Annotated in this window: 20 protein-coding genes; 13 read left to right on the forward strand and 7 right to left on the reverse strand. The window is 62.6% G+C overall.

The genetic code is table 11. The annotated features are described in order from the left end of the window. Positions 1-10 precede the first annotated feature (10 nt). The 4 genes from G7047_RS27010 to G7047_RS27020 all read left to right on the forward strand — a co-directional run bounded on the left by G7047_RS27010 (position 11) and on the right by G7047_RS27020 (position 1598). Complete coding sequence (locus tag G7047_RS27010) at positions 11-286, forward strand: H-NS family nucleoid-associated regulatory protein (protein ID WP_166311383.1); 276 nt, start codon at positions 11-13, stop codon at positions 284-286. Further along, on the forward strand, positions 283-408 hold the full coding sequence (locus G7047_RS31360; protein ID WP_256376798.1) for a hypothetical protein: 126 nt from the start codon (positions 283-285) through the stop codon (positions 406-408). Before G7047_RS27010 ends, G7047_RS31360 begins: the two co-directional genes overlap by 4 nt. A 112-nt stretch (positions 409-520) precedes the next feature. After that, positions 521-745 (forward strand): hypothetical protein, encoded by a 225-nt coding sequence (locus G7047_RS27015; RefSeq protein WP_166311384.1) that lies wholly within the window; start codon positions 521-523, stop codon positions 743-745. Between the two features lie 94 nt (positions 746-839). After that, positions 840-1598 (forward strand): tyrosine-protein phosphatase, encoded by a 759-nt coding sequence (locus tag G7047_RS27020; protein ID WP_166311385.1) that lies wholly within the window; start codon positions 840-842, stop codon positions 1596-1598. 92 nt (positions 1599-1690) lie between these two features. On the opposite strand, the gene G7047_RS27025 is transcribed toward G7047_RS27020, so the two are convergent. Beyond that, a complete protein-coding gene (locus G7047_RS27025; protein ID WP_166311386.1) occupies positions 1691-2203 on the reverse strand; it encodes an HU family DNA-binding protein in 513 nt (170 codons plus the stop codon). A gap of 259 nt (positions 2204-2462) precedes the next feature. On the opposite strand from G7047_RS27025, the gene G7047_RS27030 reads away from it, so the two are divergent. Beyond that, positions 2463-3311: a PhaM family polyhydroxyalkanoate granule multifunctional regulatory protein gene (locus G7047_RS27030; RefSeq protein WP_166311387.1), complete on the forward strand. Its 849-nt coding sequence runs from the start codon at positions 2463-2465 to the stop codon at positions 3309-3311. 43 nt (positions 3312-3354) lie between these two features. After that, positions 3355-4650, forward strand: a complete 1296-nt coding sequence (locus G7047_RS27035) for an FIST N-terminal domain-containing protein (protein WP_166311388.1) — start codon at positions 3355-3357, stop codon at positions 4648-4650. Positions 4651-4674: 24 nt separating this feature from the next. Here G7047_RS27035 and G7047_RS27040 read toward each other — a convergent pair whose 3' ends face one another. Next, positions 4675-5076, reverse strand: coding sequence for a YXWGXW repeat-containing protein (locus tag G7047_RS27040; RefSeq protein WP_166311389.1), 402 nt, complete (start codon positions 5074-5076; stop codon positions 4675-4677). A gap of 179 nt (positions 5077-5255) precedes the next feature. After that, entirely contained in the window at positions 5256-6002 is a 747-nt protein-coding gene (locus tag G7047_RS27045; RefSeq protein ID WP_166311390.1) for a helix-turn-helix transcriptional regulator, read from the reverse strand. Between the two features lie 118 nt (positions 6003-6120). Between G7047_RS27045 and G7047_RS27050 the strand changes: the two genes are divergently transcribed. From G7047_RS27050 to G7047_RS27075, 6 genes are all read left to right on the forward strand, one after another. Next, positions 6121-6957 (forward strand): hypothetical protein, encoded by an 837-nt coding sequence (locus tag G7047_RS27050; RefSeq protein WP_166311391.1) that lies wholly within the window; start codon positions 6121-6123, stop codon positions 6955-6957. A 28-nt stretch (positions 6958-6985) separates the two neighbouring features. Then, positions 6986-8929, forward strand: a complete 1944-nt coding sequence (locus tag G7047_RS27055) for an MFS transporter (RefSeq protein ID WP_166311392.1) — start codon at positions 6986-6988, stop codon at positions 8927-8929. Then, positions 8926-9438 carry a hypothetical protein gene (locus G7047_RS27060; RefSeq protein ID WP_166311393.1) on the forward strand — a complete coding sequence of 171 codons (513 nt, stop codon included), beginning with the start codon at positions 8926-8928 and terminating at the stop codon, positions 9436-9438. Before G7047_RS27055 ends, G7047_RS27060 begins: the two co-directional genes overlap by 4 nt. Positions 9439-9581: 143 nt before the next feature. After that, positions 9582-10079 (forward strand): YiaA/YiaB family inner membrane protein, encoded by a 498-nt coding sequence (locus G7047_RS27065; protein WP_166311394.1) that lies wholly within the window; start codon positions 9582-9584, stop codon positions 10077-10079. Positions 10080-10172: 93 nt separating this feature from the next. After that, positions 10173-10631, forward strand: coding sequence for a hypothetical protein (locus tag G7047_RS27070; RefSeq protein ID WP_166311395.1), 459 nt, complete (start codon positions 10173-10175; stop codon positions 10629-10631). 14 nt (positions 10632-10645) lie between these two features. Further along, positions 10646-11443: a DUF2145 domain-containing protein gene (locus tag G7047_RS27075; protein WP_166311396.1), complete on the forward strand. Its 798-nt coding sequence runs from the start codon at positions 10646-10648 to the stop codon at positions 11441-11443. Between the two features lie 157 nt (positions 11444-11600). On the opposite strand, the gene G7047_RS27080 is transcribed toward G7047_RS27075, so the two are convergent. After that, positions 11601-13040 (reverse strand): diguanylate cyclase, encoded by a 1440-nt coding sequence (locus tag G7047_RS27080; RefSeq protein WP_166311397.1) that lies wholly within the window; start codon positions 13038-13040, stop codon positions 11601-11603. A gap of 354 nt (positions 13041-13394) precedes the next feature. Beyond that, entirely contained in the window at positions 13395-14567 is a 1173-nt protein-coding gene (gene tgt, locus G7047_RS27085) for a tRNA guanosine(34) transglycosylase Tgt (RefSeq protein WP_166311398.1), read from the reverse strand. A gap of 101 nt (positions 14568-14668) precedes the next feature. Between tgt and G7047_RS27090 the strand changes: the two genes are divergently transcribed. Next, on the forward strand, positions 14669-15151 hold the full coding sequence (locus G7047_RS27090; protein WP_166311399.1) for a universal stress protein: 483 nt from the start codon (positions 14669-14671) through the stop codon (positions 15149-15151). Between the two features lie 24 nt (positions 15152-15175). Here the strand turns inward: G7047_RS27090 and G7047_RS27095 are convergent, their stop codons facing one another. Both G7047_RS27095 and G7047_RS27100 read right to left on the reverse strand, forming a co-directional pair. Beyond that, positions 15176-15568, reverse strand: a complete 393-nt coding sequence (locus G7047_RS27095) for a hypothetical protein (RefSeq protein ID WP_166311400.1) — start codon at positions 15566-15568, stop codon at positions 15176-15178. A gap of 207 nt (positions 15569-15775) precedes the next feature. After that, complete coding sequence (locus G7047_RS27100) at positions 15776-16297, reverse strand: MarR family winged helix-turn-helix transcriptional regulator (protein WP_166311401.1); 522 nt, start codon at positions 16295-16297, stop codon at positions 15776-15778. Positions 16298-16327: the final 30 nt, after the last annotated feature.

Here is a 16327-nt window from a genome sequence, read left to right on the forward strand (position 1 = left end):
TTATTTATCGATGACTACATACAAAGAACTCCTGGCTCAGAAGCAGGCACTGGATCAGCAAATCGCCGAAGCCAAGAAGTCCGAATCCAAGGCGGCGCTCGCTACCGTACTTGCGTTGATTTCCGAGTTTGGCTTTACCGCCCAGCAAGTTTTTCCTTGGAAGCCCGCTGGTGTGAAGGCTCCCGCCAAGTACCGTGACCCCGTCAGCGGTGCCACATGGAGTGGTCGTGGCAAGCCACCGAAGTGGATTGCCGACAAGGATCGCGCCGAGTTCGAGATCCAATGAAATTTCAGCAAAAGGCAGCCCATGTGGCTGCCTTTTTGCATTCAGGAACCGAGCGCGGCCAGTCGAAAACAGCGAATGAAAATGACGATGTTCACGTCATCCATGCACCTTTCGTTTTCTGATTGACGACTTGCGATGAACAGCGATTCCCGTGACGAGAGCACAAACAGGACAGAGCCTGCACCTGCTGAGGCAGGCAAGAGACGCACTCCCTCTGTGTGAGGAGTTTGGTCATTGTGGGGACCGGTGTCGCGGGATCGTTCTTCTTATGTTCGTGCTGGACGATCTGCTGGCGCACTCTGGCTGATTGCCCAGGTGCTGGATTTCAATCCGCGCGTGAGCTGCGGACGCACGGGGCTGCGGGGCGTGGGCGTGTTTCTCGGTCCCGAGGTGCCCAAGAGCTTGGCGGTCTATCGATGCTCGGAGCGCGATGAGGCGGTGCCATTGCTTGCGCGCTGAAGTCCGGATCCTTTGCAAGCATGTGTCCAACTGATTTGTGCACAGGATCCTTCGGTGTCATACCAAACGCAGGCTTTTCCAATACAGTGTGGAGATGGATCATCAATTCACACGAACGCTCAATCTCGCTGGGGCTTCCAACTTCCGTGACATCGGTGGATATCGCGGACATGAAGGGCGGCAAGTGCGCTGGCGACGCATTTTCCGCTCGGATCACCTGGCGGCTCTGACCGCGCAGGACACGCGCACACTGGCCGACATGGGCGTGTCGCGTGCGCTGGACTTCCGAGGCGACGCGGAGCGTGCGGCGCAGGCCTATGCGATTCCGAACGTGCGCTATCACGCGCTGTCGATCGAGCCGACCGTGGTGCAGCGCGCCAAGGAGATGGCGCTGGCCGGCAAGCAGATGACGGCACACATCGCAGTGGGGCTGATGCAGGACACCTACCGCGCTTTTGTCGCCAACAATGCGCAGCAGTACGCAGAGTTGTTCGAGCATTTGCTGGAGGATGATGCGCCGTTGGTGTTTCACTGTACGGCCGGAAAAGACCGCACTGGTTTTGCTGCGGCGCTGATCTTGCTGACGCTTGGTGTGCCGCAGTCGGTGGTGATGGAGGACTATCTGCTGACCAACGCGCACTACCGTCGGCCCGCAAGCATCAACAATGGAGCGCCTGAGGAAGTGCTCAACGTGCTCTGGCGTGTACAGGAAGACTTCCTGGAGGCCGCTCTGCAATCGGTGGATGCCGACTACGGCGGGCTCGAGCAATACATGGAAAAGCGGTTGGGCATTGGCGCCAAGGAGCGCGCACGACTGGCCCAGCTGTATCTGACGGAGACGCCTCAGGGCTGAATTCCAAAGCATCGGCAGACACAAAAAAACCGGCACATGTGCCGGTTTTTCTTTGCGTGAACCGCGATGATCGGAGGATCATCTTGCAGTCATCAGGCCGCAGCGTCCTTGAGCTTCTTCAGGGCGCGGGTCTTGATCTTCACGGTGGCGGGCTTGGCGTCGAACCAGCGCTCTTCACCTGTGAAGGGGTCCTTGCCGAAGCGCTTCTTCTTGGCTGGAACTTGCAGCACGCCGATCTTCAGCAGACCTGGCAGTGTGAATTCGCCGGAGCCCTTCTTGTGCACCGATGCCACGATGGCGTTTTCCAGTGCCACGAGCACGGCCTTGACGGCCTTGGCTTCGACAGCGCTGGCTTCCACCAGGTGAGTGATCAGCGAGGACTTGTTGAACACGTCCTTGATCGGCTTCAGGGCTGCAGGAGCAGCGGGAGCTGCAGCAGCCTTCTTGGCGACGGGGGCCTTCTTTGCAACAGCTGCCTTCGTAGCCACTGGTGCCTTCTTGGCTGCAGGAGCAGCCTTCTTCGCTGCGGGTGCAGCCTTGGTTTTTGCTGTCGTTGCTGGAGCGGCCTTCTTGGCGGGCGCGCTCACTTTCTTTGCAGTTGCCATGATGAAGTTGGTTTGTATGTATGTTGATTCGAAATACCGCCAGCAGTGCTGGTGTCGGCATTCTAGGGCGAGATTTCCAAGGCGTGCGCAGTGTGCGGGTTCAAAACCACTTGAAAACTGCATTCTGTAGCCGTTTTGCGGCGAAAGAGCCACGTGATCCACCCCGTTTTCAGGTGAACTGCTGTTGACGTTAAGCTGTGAGTTGCGCGACTATCTTTCCTCAATCTTGTTCACGCCACCTGCATGGAGACAACACATCATGAGCGACACTGACAACACACCATTTGGTTTCGGGCGCTTTGTGCCAGGCTTCGATTTTTTGCAGAACCTCGCCAAGGGCGCTGCAACCGGCGTGTCATCGATGCCGGGCCTCGCCAACTGGGTCGCCCCGACGGTGAGCGTGGAAGAGCTGGACAAGCGCATCGGCGAATTGAAGTCCGTGCAGTTCTGGCTGGAGCAGAATTCGCGTGCGTTGTCGGCCACGGTTCAGGCGCTTGAAGTGCAGAAGATGACGTTGGCCACGCTCGAAAACATGAACGTGGCGATGGGAGATATCGCCGGTGCCTTCGGCGCGCAAATGGCGGGTGCAGCGAAGAGCGCTACGGCGAGTGCGGCCAAGGCTTCGAAGACTCCTGAACCTGAGGCAGAAGAGCCAGCGCAAAGGTCGACAGATGCGTCTCATGGCGAGGCGCCTGACAAGGCTGAAACAGCCTCCACAGGAGCTGGTGCGGCGTTCATGCCGGGCGCTTCCGGTATGGTCGATCCAGTGCAATGGTGGACTTCGCTGACCAACCAGTTTCAGCAGATTGCCTCCAGCGCAATGCGCGATGTGACGCAGCATGCGGCGAATGCGCCTGCCATGTCAGGTGTCGGCGGTGCAGCCACTGCGCAGGAAGCTTTCAAGAAGGCTTCCGACATGGCAAACCAGTTCGCGGCTGACAGCATGAAGGGCGCACAGGCCATGGCGCGTTCGGCCGTGGCTGCGGCGAACAAGGCGGCGTCCGCACCTGCGGCTGCGAAGAAGGCTGCAGCCAAGACCACGACGGCGGCAAAGAAGACAACGGCTTCCGCAGCCGCCAAGAAGCCCCAGTCCAAGACACAGAAATGAGCGATGGGCGATCGCGTCAGAGGTTTGCTGTGAAGGTGAATTGATGACGGCCAAGCTGTTCCCATCCGGTCATGCCACCCATCCGCAATGGCGGATGGCGGCTGTGCTGGTGCTTGCGCAACTGCGCGCGCAAATGGCCTTGCCTGGATATGCGCGTGCTCCGTCGCTCGCGCTTCTGTACATCACCGATCACTACGCCGACGATGCGCGGCAACTGCTTGAATTCATGTCGCAGCAGCTTCCGGATGTGAAGGCGTGGAGCGGTACGGTCGGCATGGGGGTGGCGGCCAACAACGCGGAGTATTTCGATGAGCCCGCGATGTCGGTCATGCTGTGCGATATCGCGCCCGAGCAGTGGCGCATCTTCTCTGGCGTGGCACCGATGCCGCGCGCAGGCCAAGGTGGCTTTGTCGTGCAGACCGCGCTGGTTCATGCAGATGAATTCACGCCTGATCTGAACGAGGTGCTCGAAGAGATGGCGCAGCGCACCAGCGTTGGGTTTGTGTTCGGCGGCGTGGCCGCAAGCCGTGGACCGAGGGTTCAGTTCGCGCTCGATCTGCTGCGCGAACACACGCGAGAGGATGGCGATGATTCTGCCGTACTTCAAGGAGGGCTGTCGGGCGTGGCATTCGGACCCGAGGTGCCGTGGATCTCGCGCCTGACGCAGGGCTGTCGACCGATCGCGCCTTGGGGCGTGGTGACGGCGGTTCAGGACAATCTGGTGCTGGAGCTTGATGGCGTGCCCGCGTTGGACGTGTTGCTCGAAACACTGGGCGTTTCGCTCGAAGGCGACACGCAACCCGCCATTGACGCTGTAAACGCGACCATGGCCGGGCTGCTCGATGCAGGCTCACGTCAGCCGCACAGCACCGGACATTTCGGATCGCAAACCCGTGTGCGGCATATCGTGGGGCTGGATGCCACGCGCCGGGGTGTGGCGCTCGAGGAGTCCGTGGAGGTGGGCTCACTGATGGCCTTCTGTCAGCGCCATCAGAGTACGGCGCGTTCGGATCTGATGCGTATTTGTGCAGAAATTCGAGAAGAGTTGGAGCCAGCCGAAGACGTGCTCACGGTGCATGGCAGCACCAGCGTGGAGCACATCGCAGCGTACGAGCGCACCACCATGTCCAAGCGTATGCTGGGGGCCGTTTATGTAAGTTGTTCGGATCGCGGCGGGCAGTTCTTCGGCGGCAGCAGCGCCGAGCTGCAGATCGTTCGTCGCGCGCTGGGCGATGTGCCGCTCGTGGGTTTTTTCGCGAGCGGAGAAATCGCCGGGCATCGGCGCTATGGCTACGCTGGCGTGCTGACTGTCTTTTTCGGCAGCACGGGCACAGCGTAGTTCAGCGGCGCGGTTGTTGTTTCTTCAGTTGCGATACGGATTGTCGGGGCGTCGGTCGTGGCGATTCGGCACGCCATCACCATCGCGGTCCCAGCCACCGCGGTTGTATTGCCACTGATTGCCGCGCTGCTCCCAGGCGGGCTGGTGGTAGCTGTGACCGGGGCGCACGCGCATCCACGTGCCGGGCACCCACACATGGCGGTGACCGCGCCACTCCCAGTGGCCTTGCGACCAGATCATGCCGCGGCGCGGGGCGGGCACGCGTTCATAGCGCGGAGGAGGCGGCGCGCTGTACTGCACAGGCATCACGGCTGGATAGGGTGAGCCGATCTGCACGCTGATGTTGGGGCCTGCCTGCGCTGCACCGGCAGCCAGTCCGAATGCTGCGGCAGCGATGCTGGCGGCGATGAGAGGTGTGCGAATCATGTAGTGCTCCTTCTGCAGTGGCTTGGATTGGTGCCACCCTGGAGCGAATCATGAATCCGGCATGTGAAGCTGCAGCCCTCTCTGTTTGAGCGCTTCGCAAAGTGTTGTGTGCAAGTGTGTCGCTGCGCCTGCAATGCTTGAAACTGGCGCGGCCCAAGCGAGAGCAGCCGCGCAACGCCTCAGGGGGGGCTACCGTTTCTACGCATCTGCCCGAAGACCGCGAACTCCCAACTGCGCATGCCGAGCACCAGCGTGTAGCCTTCAAGCTCGCGTGGTGGCAGCTTCTGGTCGGCGAGATGCTGCTGCGAAAAATCCTGCGCGAGCCGCTGCATGCGTTCGTTGAACGCCGGTGCCACCGCGCGGCTGATGGAGCCGTGCACCAACAGCATGCCTTCGCCCGTGCCGTCGAAGCTGCCCGAGAAATAGTCGAGCAGCGCGTGCTCGCGAAAGAAATCCATCACTGCACCATGCGGGCGCCAGCGAAAGGTTTTGGCGAGCTTCAGGCGGTAGCGGTTAAGCGGGCGCAGCTCGATGATGCCGATGCGGTCGAGCTGCGCGAGGTATTTCACGCCCTCGGCCTCGCTCAGGCGGTAGGTGCTGGTGATCTGCTCGAGCGTCCATTGACTGAGCACGCAGATCGCCATCAGCAGCAGTTTCTTGTCCGCGACGACGGCGCGTTCCTGCTCTTGCGTGAGTTCCTTGAGCAGGGGCTGGCTCTCGGCCACGCGGCGCGCGAGGTCGGCAAAGTCGATGCGCAGCGCGCGGCAGATCGCGTCGATGCGCGTGAGGGGCATGTCCCCCTTGGCCAGCATGCGCTTGACGCTGGACTCGGCCATGTCGAGTTCCTTGGCCAGATCGGCGTAGGTCATCTGGGCGGATTTGAGCTCTTTCTTGAGAGCGGTGATGAGGTCGGCGGTGGTGCTCATGGGTATCGATTATCTATACCAGCGGTTTCGCGCATTGGTTCCGGTGCGGAAAAACGATGCCGAGTGACGGCGGAGTTCGCAGACTGCGAGGCATAGCCACTAACGAGAGACACCTTCCATGCTGCATACCCTGCCAACCTCGTCACCCTCCAGACTGCCTCGACACCTCATCGTTGGGTTGATTGCGCTGTGGTCGCTGCTGACCCTGTTCGGCCCGATGCTCGCCCAGTCGCCAAGCTACCACGCGTTCGCGGATCAGCGCACGCTGCACGGCCTGCCGCATGCGATGGACGTGCTCAGCAATCTGGGTTTTCTGGTCGCCGGAATCGCCGGGCTGTTCGCACTGTGGCGTACGCGCATGGTGCACATCGCAACGACTGCGCGCTGCATGGCGGCCGTGTTCTTCGTGGGGCTGATCGGCTGCTTTGCGGGTTCGTCGTACTACCACTGGGCGCCTGATGACGCGGCGCTGGTCTGGGATCGCCTCGCCATGTGCGTGCCGTTCGCGGGCATCCTCGGGCTGGCGGTGCGGCAGGCCTGCGATGACGATGCCGCCGCCTGGCTCGCCGCGACGGCCATGCTGATCTGCGGTGCCGCGTCGACTCAGATCTGGCAGCACGGCAGCAACATGCTGCCCTGGGCGGTGGCGCAGGGCAGCGGCATGCTGGCGTTGATCGTGCTGGCCTGTGTGCCGATTCGCAGGGGCAGCAGCCTACCGGTGCATCTGGGCGTCGTGATTGGTTTGTACGCGCTCGCCAAGGTGTTCGAGCTGGCGGATGCGCAGGTGTTTGCGTTGGACTTCGGCCTGCTCTCCGGTCACAGCGCCAAGCATCTGCTGGCCGCTGCAGCCGCCTTGCCGGTGCTGCATGCGCTCGCCAAACTGCGTGTGAACGCCGCCACAGCTTTTTTGCCGAACGAAGGCACAATGCCTGTTGGCAACAAGCAGCGCTGCTGAACAACGACACTTGGAAAACAACAAGACCATGAACCCAACGCCAGTTGACGACCGCACGGCCAGCGCATCGGCGCATGAGCAGCATCCCAACCAGTTCGCATTGCTCAAGCAGCGGCGGTTCGCTCCGTTCTTCTGGACGCAGTTCTCGGGCGCGGCGAACGACAACCTCTTCAAGTTCGCCTTCACCGTGATGGTGACCTACCAGCTCAGCGTGAGCTGGATGCCGCCGTCCTTGGCAGGGCTGGTAATCGGTGCGCTGTTCATCCTGCCGTTTTTGCTGTTCTCGGCGACCGCCGGGCAGATCACCGACAAGCTCGAGAAGACGCGCATCATCCGCTTCGTGAAGGACTTCGAGATCGTTGTCATGCTGATCGCGGCGGCTGGTTTCGTGATGAGCAGCGCGGCGATTCTGCTGGGCTGCGTGTTCCTTATGGGGTTGCACTCCACGCTGTTCGGCCCCGTCAAGTTCGCCTATCTGCCGCAGGCGCTGAGCGAGCGTGAACTCACGGGTGGCAACGGCATGGTGGAGATGGGCACCTTCGTCGCGATTCTGCTGGGCAACGTGGCGGGCGGTTTGCTCGTCGCCATGCCGGGCATCGGTCACACCGCCGTGGCTGTGGCCTGCGTGGGGCTGGCGCTGATCGGCCGGCTGGTGGCGCAATGGATTCCCAAGGCGCCCGCGACCGATCCCAATCTGGTGGTGAACTGGAACCCGATCACCGAAACCGTGCGCAACCTGAAGCTCGCGCACGGCAACATCGTGGTGTTCCGGTCGCTTCTGGGCATCAGCTGGATGTGGTTCTTCGGCGCGGTGTTTCTGAGCCAGTTCCCGAGTTTCGCAAAGGAAGTGCTGCATGGCAACGAGCAGGTCGCGTCGCTGCTGCTCGTGGTGTTTTCCATCGGCATCGGCGTCGGTTCGCTGCTGTGCGAGGTGCTGTCGCGCCGTCAGGTGGAAATCGGTCTCGTGCCGCTCGGCGCCATCGGCATGAGCGTGTTCGCCATCGATCTGTACTTCGCCTCACGCCATCTGCCGAAGGTGGCCGAGATGGGCGCTGCCGCGTTCATCGCCAACCCCGCGCACTGGCGCGTGATGGTCGACCTGCTGCTTCTCAGCCTGTTCGCGGGCCTCTACAGCGTGCCGATGTATGCGCTGATCCAACTGCGCAGCCAGCCCACGCACCGTGCGCGCATCATCGCGGCGAACAACATTCTCAACGCGCTGTTCATGATCGCGAGCTCGGTGCTGGCAGGCGCGCTGCTGGCGGCCAAGTTCACCGTGCCGCAGATCTTTCTGTTCACCGGCATCGCCAATGCCATCGTCGCGTTCTACATCTTCATGCTGGTGCCCGAGTACCTGCTGCGCTTCTACGCCTGGGTGCTCTCGCGCATCATCTATCGCTTCAAGGTGCGCGGCGATGACCACATCCCGACGCAGGGCGCGGCGATTCTCGCGTGCAATCACGTGAGCTTCGTGGATGCCGTGCTGCTGATGGCGGCGAGCCCGCGCCCGATCTATTTCCTGATGGACCACCGCATCTTCCGCGTGCCGGTGCTCGGCTGGATCTTCAAGCTCGCCAAGGCGATTCCGGTCGCATCGCAGAAGGAAGACCCTGCCACCTACGAAGCCGCATTCGAGCGCGCCGCTCAGGTGCTGCGCGAGGGCGACCTGCTCGCGATCTTCCCCGAAGGCGGGATCACGCGCGACGGCGAGCTGCAGGAGTTCAAGGGCGGCATCATGAAGATCATCGACCGCGCGCGAGCCGAGGGCGTGAACGCGCCCGTCGTGCCGATGGCGCTGACCAATCTCTGGGGCTCGTATTTCAGCCGCGTCGAGCAGGGCGGGGCGATGGTGCGCCCCTTCCGCCGTGGCATGCTCAACCGCGTGGGGCTGAATGTGGGTGCGCCCATGGCCGCTGCCGAGGTGCAACCAGCCACTTTGCGTGAGCGCGTGGCGCAGTTGCTCAAGGCATGACCAGCGTGGACGCCGCAATCGCGCTGCGCATCATCGATTTTCTGCGGGAGATCGGCCTTCGCGTCGAACTCTGCGAGGTGGCAGAGGACAGCTTTCTGCCCGGCCTGCGGATTCGTCAAGGCGGCCTCCAGGTCGATCTGGACAGGCTACCGTGGCCCGGCGATCTGCTGCACGAGGCGGGCCATCTCGCGGTGGTGCCGCCCGACGTGCGCGCCACGCTCGACGATGCGCTGCAGGACATGCCTGCCGTGCCGCATGGCGGCGAGATCGAGGCCACGGCTTGGGCTTGGGCCGCCACGCGGCATCTGGGGCTCGACTCGGCTGTGCTATTCCACGACGGCGGCTACCACGGCCACGCAGCGGGGCTGCGCATGAATTTCGAGCTGGGGGTCTATCTGGGTGCATCGGGGCTCGCGAGTGCGGGAATGACAGGGCTGGCCGGGCATGCCTGCACACCCGAAGGCGCTGCCCTCTATCCGCAGATGCGACTCTGGCTGCGTTCCCGGTGATTCAGTCATGAAAAGTATCGCTAAAAGATACCTGAAGTGGATATCGAGACAACTCTCCATCCTTTTGACTACTTTTGAGGCCCGCTGCGGCAACATTCGTCCCATGTTCAACAACGAGCTTGCTTGAAGCAGCTCCAAACAACATGTCCTCCAGCAACTACCCCGTCGTTCAACGTGACACGCGCGCCTGGCAACTGCAGGTGTGGGTCTCCTTCGGCATCGCAGTGTTCCTCTGCGCCACAGGCCTTGCCTGGTTGCCGGGTGAACGTCTGGAGCAGGTTTTCATGGTGATGGGCTACGTGTTCTGCCTGTCCGCTACCTTCGTGCTGGCCAAGTTCACTCGGGACAACCAAGGCAAGCGCGGTGCCACGGCGGACACTCCCATGTGGCGATTCGTGGTCTGGGGCGGTTTCGCCATCGCCATGGGCCTGACCGGCTGGGGTCTGCTGGGCATGAACATCAACCCCACCTACAAGGCCTTCATGGCGGTGAGCTGGTTGTACCTGATCACCACGGCCTTCACGCTGGCCAAGATGCTGCGTGACCGGTACGACGCCGATCTGTATGAAGCCCGTGTGCAGGGTCGCCGCGAAGCGCAGATGCAGAGCATGGCGGCGGCCGAGGAAAGCATCACCAAGTGATGGCGGGTGCTGGTTGGAACAGACTCAAAGATATTCATTGAATTCACAAAGCGCTGGCCGCATATCGCGGTCAGCCATTGAAAGGGAAACATCATGCGTTCGATCATTCGCAAGGCTCTGGTTCATACGGCTCTGGTGGCCTGCATACTGGGCGGTTTGACTGCCCGGGCCGAAGCGCAGAGCGACGCATCGCTCGCCCTGTCGGTCATGCCGATTGCCTCCGTAGTATTGGGTGTGGGCGCGAGTGGCGCAGCCGTCGGCACGGTGGTGGCGATTCCTGCGGCGCTGTCGGTCGGCGGTGCGGTGCTGGTGGTGAAGGCGGTGGAAGCCTCGGCAGTCGGCACGGTGTATCTGCTGGAGCGCGCATCGGACGGCGCGCAGGCCAGTGTGCAGGTCGTCGGCAAGGGTTCGCGTGCCGTGACCCATGGCGTGGGCACGACGGTGGAGTGCAGTCTGGTGACGGGCGGCGTCGTGCTGTCGGTGGCGGGTGCGGTGATCGCCTTCGTGCCCGATGCGGTCGGTCAGGCGCTGCTGCACAACGAACGTCTGTGAACGGGAGGGATCGTATGCACAAGAAGATGACAGCAGTGATGGCGGTCACCGCCGCCGCGCTCACCACGGCGGGCGGAGCGGCCTACGCGGGCCGTTCCTGCGAAGAGAAGCCGGTGAACGTGCAGACCATCAAGAAGGGCATGGAGCTCGCCGCGCAGACCGCCAAGGCGCTCGATGCGACGGGCGCCAAGGTGATCGTGCTGGGCCGCGCCGGGCAGGATCTGAGCAAGTACAACCTGCGCTACTCGCACCTCGGCTGGGCCTACAAGACGCCCGAGGGCCAGTGGCGCGTGGAGCACAAGCTCAACGAATGCGGCACGGCCGAGGCGCACATCTACAAGCAGGGGCTGGGTGAGTTCTTTCTCGACGACCTCTGGCGCTACGAGGCAGTGTGGGCCGTCCCCACGCCCGAGGTGCAGGAGCGCATGCTGCCCATCCTGCAGGACCGCCGCAAGGTGCTGGCGCTGCACCAGCCCAAGTACAGCATGGTCGCCTATCCATGGTCCACCAAGTACCAACAGTCGAACCAGTGGGCGCTCGAGTCGCTTGCGATGGGGATGGAGCCCACGGTGGCGACGCGCGATCAGGCGCAGGCCTGGCTCAAGTTCAAGGGCTATGAGCCGAGTGCCATGCGTATCGGCGCGATGACGCGCCTCGGCGGGCGGATGACGGCGGCGAACATTGCGTTTGACGACCATCCGAACGAAAAGCGTTTTGCCGACCGCATCGAGACGGTGACCGTGGATTCGGTGATGGGTTTTCTGCAGCGTGCGCAATTGTCGGGCGCGCCGCAGACGCTGCGGCTGGATTGACAAGGAGCATCTCTCAGGGCGCTTCGTACCGTCAGCAGTACACGAAACTGGCGCGCGCCAGGCGAGGGCAGCCGCGCAAGGGCCGCCCCGCCGCGCTGGCTGCGTCCCCCTCCCGCGAAGCGAGAGAGGGGGAAGGCACGAAGCGACTCAGGGGGGGTCAATACACCGCGTGGGCGCACATCACCACGCGGTTGCGGCCTGTGCCCTTGGCTTCGTAGAGCGCGTGGTCGGCCTCGCGCAGCAGCAGCTCGATCATCGCGTGCTTGGGCGGCGCCTCCTGATGCACGACGCCGATGCTCACGGTGATGTGCAACTGCACCTCGTCGTTGAAGGTGAAGATGTGGCGGCGCGTCGCGTCGCACAACCGCTCCGCGATCTCGTGGGCTTCGTCGCGGGTGATGTTGGGCAGCATGAGCGCAAACTCCTCGCCGCCCATGCGCCCGAGCACATCCGAAGGGCGCAAGTGCAGCGAGATCAGCTGCGTGAATTCGCGCAGCAGCGCGTCGCCCGCCGCATGGCCATAGGTGTCGTTCACGCCCTTGAAATTGTCCAGATCGATCATCAGCACGGCGGCGGCGCGGCTGTCCTGCCCGAGCTTCTGCAGCCAGTGGGCGCATTGTTCAAGAAAGGTGTTGCGGCCTAGCACCCCAGTGAGTGCGTCGTGGCGTGCGGCGTAATGCAATCGGTTGAGCAGCTCGTTGCGCACGGCCTGGAAGCTCGCCACGGCCAGTGGACCGAGCGACAACAGGGTGATACCCACCCGCAGCGAGATCGCATCCATCATGTGATCGGGTGTGTAGGTAATGAGCCCGAGCGACGCGGTATAGGACTTGAGCAAACCCACCGCAAAACACAGCAGTGCGATGGAAAACAGTTGGTAGCGCAGCGCGCACCAGATCAGCGCAGGCACGCCGAACACCAGCGAGCCGGGGCCGCCGATCAGCACGGCGGCGGTCTCGCAGGCAATGAGGGTGATCAGCGGAGCGAGGTGCAAGTAGTCGAAGCGGCTGGCGCATTCTCTCCAGTCGAAGCGGCGAATCTGAGCCAGCGATGGAGCGCTCAGCACGATGGGAAGCATTAGCATGCTGCACATGAGTGCGCTGGTAAACCACATGAACAGCGCCCCGGCAGAGGTGCCACCAAACAGGAACGGCGTGGCGGGAAACCCGACGAGCGATTCTCCCGCCGCCTGCACCACGCAGCCACACAGCAGAAACAAGGCCGACAGCGTGCCTCGCAGCAGCACGGTATTGCGGTTCAGGCCCTGAAAGAACTGCCAGCCAGCGATCACTCCGGCCAGATTGGCAAATGACAGCCAGATGGCGGCGGCAGGGCCGTCGCCCATGAGCAGCGAGGAACAGACGAATGCGCAACTGCTCCAGACCCACGCCCGTGGATCACGCGCGAGCGATGGGCGGCGCAGGATCAGGCCAAGCATCAGCGCGTTGGCGGGCCAGAACGAGGCCAGAAATTCCACGGGTCTGCTCAATGTGCCGATGATGCAGGCTGCGAAGACCGCGAGACCCAGCGCCGCTGCCGCGTGCGAGTCCGACAGCGCCTGGGACGCTGGTGCGGGTGCGAGAGCGGCTCTTTGCATATCCATGGCGACAGAAGGCGTTACGTGTGGGCACCTTGGGGGCAGGAATTCCGTCAATGACTATCGACAGGCGGTATCTGAGTGAGAGCTTACAACGGCTTCCATGAACTGCGTGTGTCGCAACGGAGGGCTCCAGGGTTTTGGAGGAATCGGAAATGCACGCGCGCGATGTCGTCGATGCACCGGATCGAGTTCCGACGGACGGGTACAGCAGGCGCTCGCCCGAGTCGGTGAATTGATCGGCTCAAGTGGGAATGCGGCGAAAAATGGGCTCGTGCGTGGCAGCCAAACCCACGATTCGACGGGCGCTGGCGTGAAAGCGCTCACCCACAGAGCGCTTTCATGGGGGCAGGTTCACACGCCGCGGGCGCGGTCTGTCTTGAACTGCGCGCGGAACTGCGTGAACGTGCCCGCTTCCAGCGCGTCGCGGACTTCCTGCATCAGATTCAAGTAATAGTGCAGATTGTGAATCGTTGTCAACATGGGGCCGAGCATCTCGCCGCAGCGATCCAGGTGATGCAGATACGCACGCGAGAAGCCATCACGGCCACCGTCGTCCCAGCTCACGCCGCTCGTGCCCGCGCAGGCGTGGCAGGTGCAGGTGGTGTCGATGGGCTGGTGGTCGGACTTGTGGCGTGCGTTGCGCAGCTTGAGGTCGCCGTAGCGGGTGAAGATTGTGCCGTTGCGCGCATTGCGAGTCGGCATCACGCAGTCGAACATGTCGACACCGTCGGCCACGCCATGCACCAGATCTTCGGGCGTGCCCACGCCCATCAGGTAGCGCGGCTTGTTCGCTGGCAGCAGATGCGGCGTGTGGGCCATGATCTCGAGCATCTCGTCCTTGGGCTCACCCACCGAGACGCCGCCGACCGCGTAGCCGGGGAAGTCCATCTCGACCAGCGCGTCCAGCGACTCCTTGCGCAGGTTGGTGTACATGCCGCCCTGCACGATGCCGAACAGCGCGTTCGGGTTTTCAAGGCGCTGGAATTCGTCCTTGGAGCGCTGGGCCCATCGGCGGCTCATCTCCATCGATTTGCGCGCCTCGGCTTCGGTGGTCTTGTGGCCGTTGGTCTCATACGGCGTGCACTCGTCGAGTTGCATGACGATGTCGGAGTTGAGCGTCGTCTGGATCTGCATGCTCACCTCGGGCGACATGAACAGCTTGTCGCCGTTCACGGGGCTCTGGAAGTGAACACCTTCTTCGGTAATCTTGCGCATCGCGCCGAGGCTCCAGACCTGAAAGCCGCCCGAGTCGGTGAGGATGGGCTTGTTCCATTTCTCGAAGCCGTGCAGGCCGCCGAAGCTCTCCATGATGTCGAGACCCGGGCGCATCCACAGGTGGAAGGTGTTGCCAAGGATGATCTGCGCGCCCATCTCCTCGAGACTGCGCGGCATCACGCCCTTGACAGTTCCATAGGTGCCCACGGGCATGAAGATAGGGGTCTGCACGACGCCGTGGTTGAGCGTGAGTTGGGCTCGGCGCGCGTGGCTTTCGGGATCGGTTTTGAGGAGTTCGAACTGCAGCATGATGGGTGCAATTGTCCCAGACTGCAGATACAGAATCTTTCACAAGCCCTTTCGTCGTTCTACACTGTTCATAGCAGGGGTAAATAACGAAAGGAAGTCACATGGTAAGAATTCTCGTTGCGATCGATGGATCCGAACTGTCACTTGATGCCGTGCGCCATGCGTTGATGCTGATCCGCGAAGGTTTGAAGGCGGTGATCGTGCTCGGCCATGTGCAGGAAGAGGCTTCTTTTCTGGAGCTGGCGAGGCAGGGCGCGGACGCCATCGCCGAGGCTGCGGTAGAGGCCGGCAAGCACCTCACACGCCCAGCCGAAAAGCTGGTGCGTGCAGCGAATGTGCAGTTCGAAACGGAGATTGTGCTCGGTTCGCCCGCTGCGGCGCTGTGCGATCTGGCCGAGGCGCAGGGCTGTGACTTCATCGTGATGGGCGCACGCGGCATGGGCGCGATGCGTGCGGCGGTGATCGGTTCGGTCTCGCAGGCCGTGGTGCACCAGAGCAATCTGCCGGTGCTGGTCGTCAAGCATGTCGAAGCGCTGGAAGATGAGGGCGACGGCGAGGATCAGGAGGCCGACGAAGCGCAGTAAAAAGCGAAGGCGATGCAGAGTGGCTCAGGCCGCCTTGCGCATCGTCTCGTCATGAAAGCCGCGCGCGAACTTGCCGTGCGGCAGGCTGCCCAAACGCTGAAAAATGCGTCGGCAATAGATGCGGCTCCAGAGGCATTTGTTGAGCTCATCGACAGGCCAGGGACCGCTCACCACGACGAGGTCGTTGGCCTTGTCCCATTCACCCGCAGCGCGCAGACGGCGGCGCGTGTGGGCTGCCCATGACTGGATGCGCGTGGGCACGCCGTGCTCGTGGATTTCGCCGGTCTGGCGGTTGAACGCCACAGCGACCGTATCGGTCTGCAGTTTGTAGCGGCGCTCACCGGTGAATGGGCTGGGCGCTTCGCTGAGGTCGTACAGAAAATAGCTGCCCGCTTTGAGCTGGTACTGCAGATCCATGGCGGATTCCTCCGGACATTGAAGAAGACGTAGCGACGGTGAGGCGCCGGTTCGGCGCAGCGCTTTGGTGACAGGAAATGTCATCAATCTTCAAATAACGCCGGGGCCAGCGCGAGAGTGCTACGCATTGTGTAGCGGTAGATACCAATGTGCAAGGGCAGGGCGCGGATTTTTGTGACGAGTTGAAGAGAGTGCCCTCAACGATGCTCAATCGCGCTTGCCACCCGGTTGATCCAGCACCCGCCGCAGCTCGCCGAGCTGTTCATAGAGTGCCTTGGCGTGCGGGCTTCCGAGCGGGGAAAACAGCTGTTCGAGCCACTGCTCATGCTCGGCCGCCATGCGGTCGAACTGCTGCTGTCCGCTGGCCGTGAGTCGCACGAACATCGAGCGCCGGTCGCCCTCGTCAACCACGCGCTCCACCCAGCCTTCGGCCACGAGCTGGTCGGTCAGGCCGGTCACGTTGCCGCCGGTGACCATCAGATATTCCGACAGCGTCTTCATGCGCAGCCCTTCGGGAAAGCGGCTGAGCTGGGCCATGTAATCAAAGCGCGAGAGCGTGGTGCCGAACTGCGCCTGCAGATTGCTGCGGATGGTCTGCTCGATCTGCGTGCTGCAGGTCAGAAGCCGCAGCCATAGCCGCACGGCCTGGTGGTCGTCATGCGACAGACCCGCCTCGCGGCCGGGGCGGTCGCTGGCGTAGGGCGTGGAGTCGGGTGTGCGGGGCTTCATGTTTCTGGCTCGGGGCTGGAAAGCGTGTGT

Source organism: Diaphorobacter sp. HDW4A (assembly GCF_011305995.1).
Lineage (GTDB): Bacteria > Pseudomonadota > Gammaproteobacteria > Burkholderiales > Burkholderiaceae_C > Diaphorobacter_A.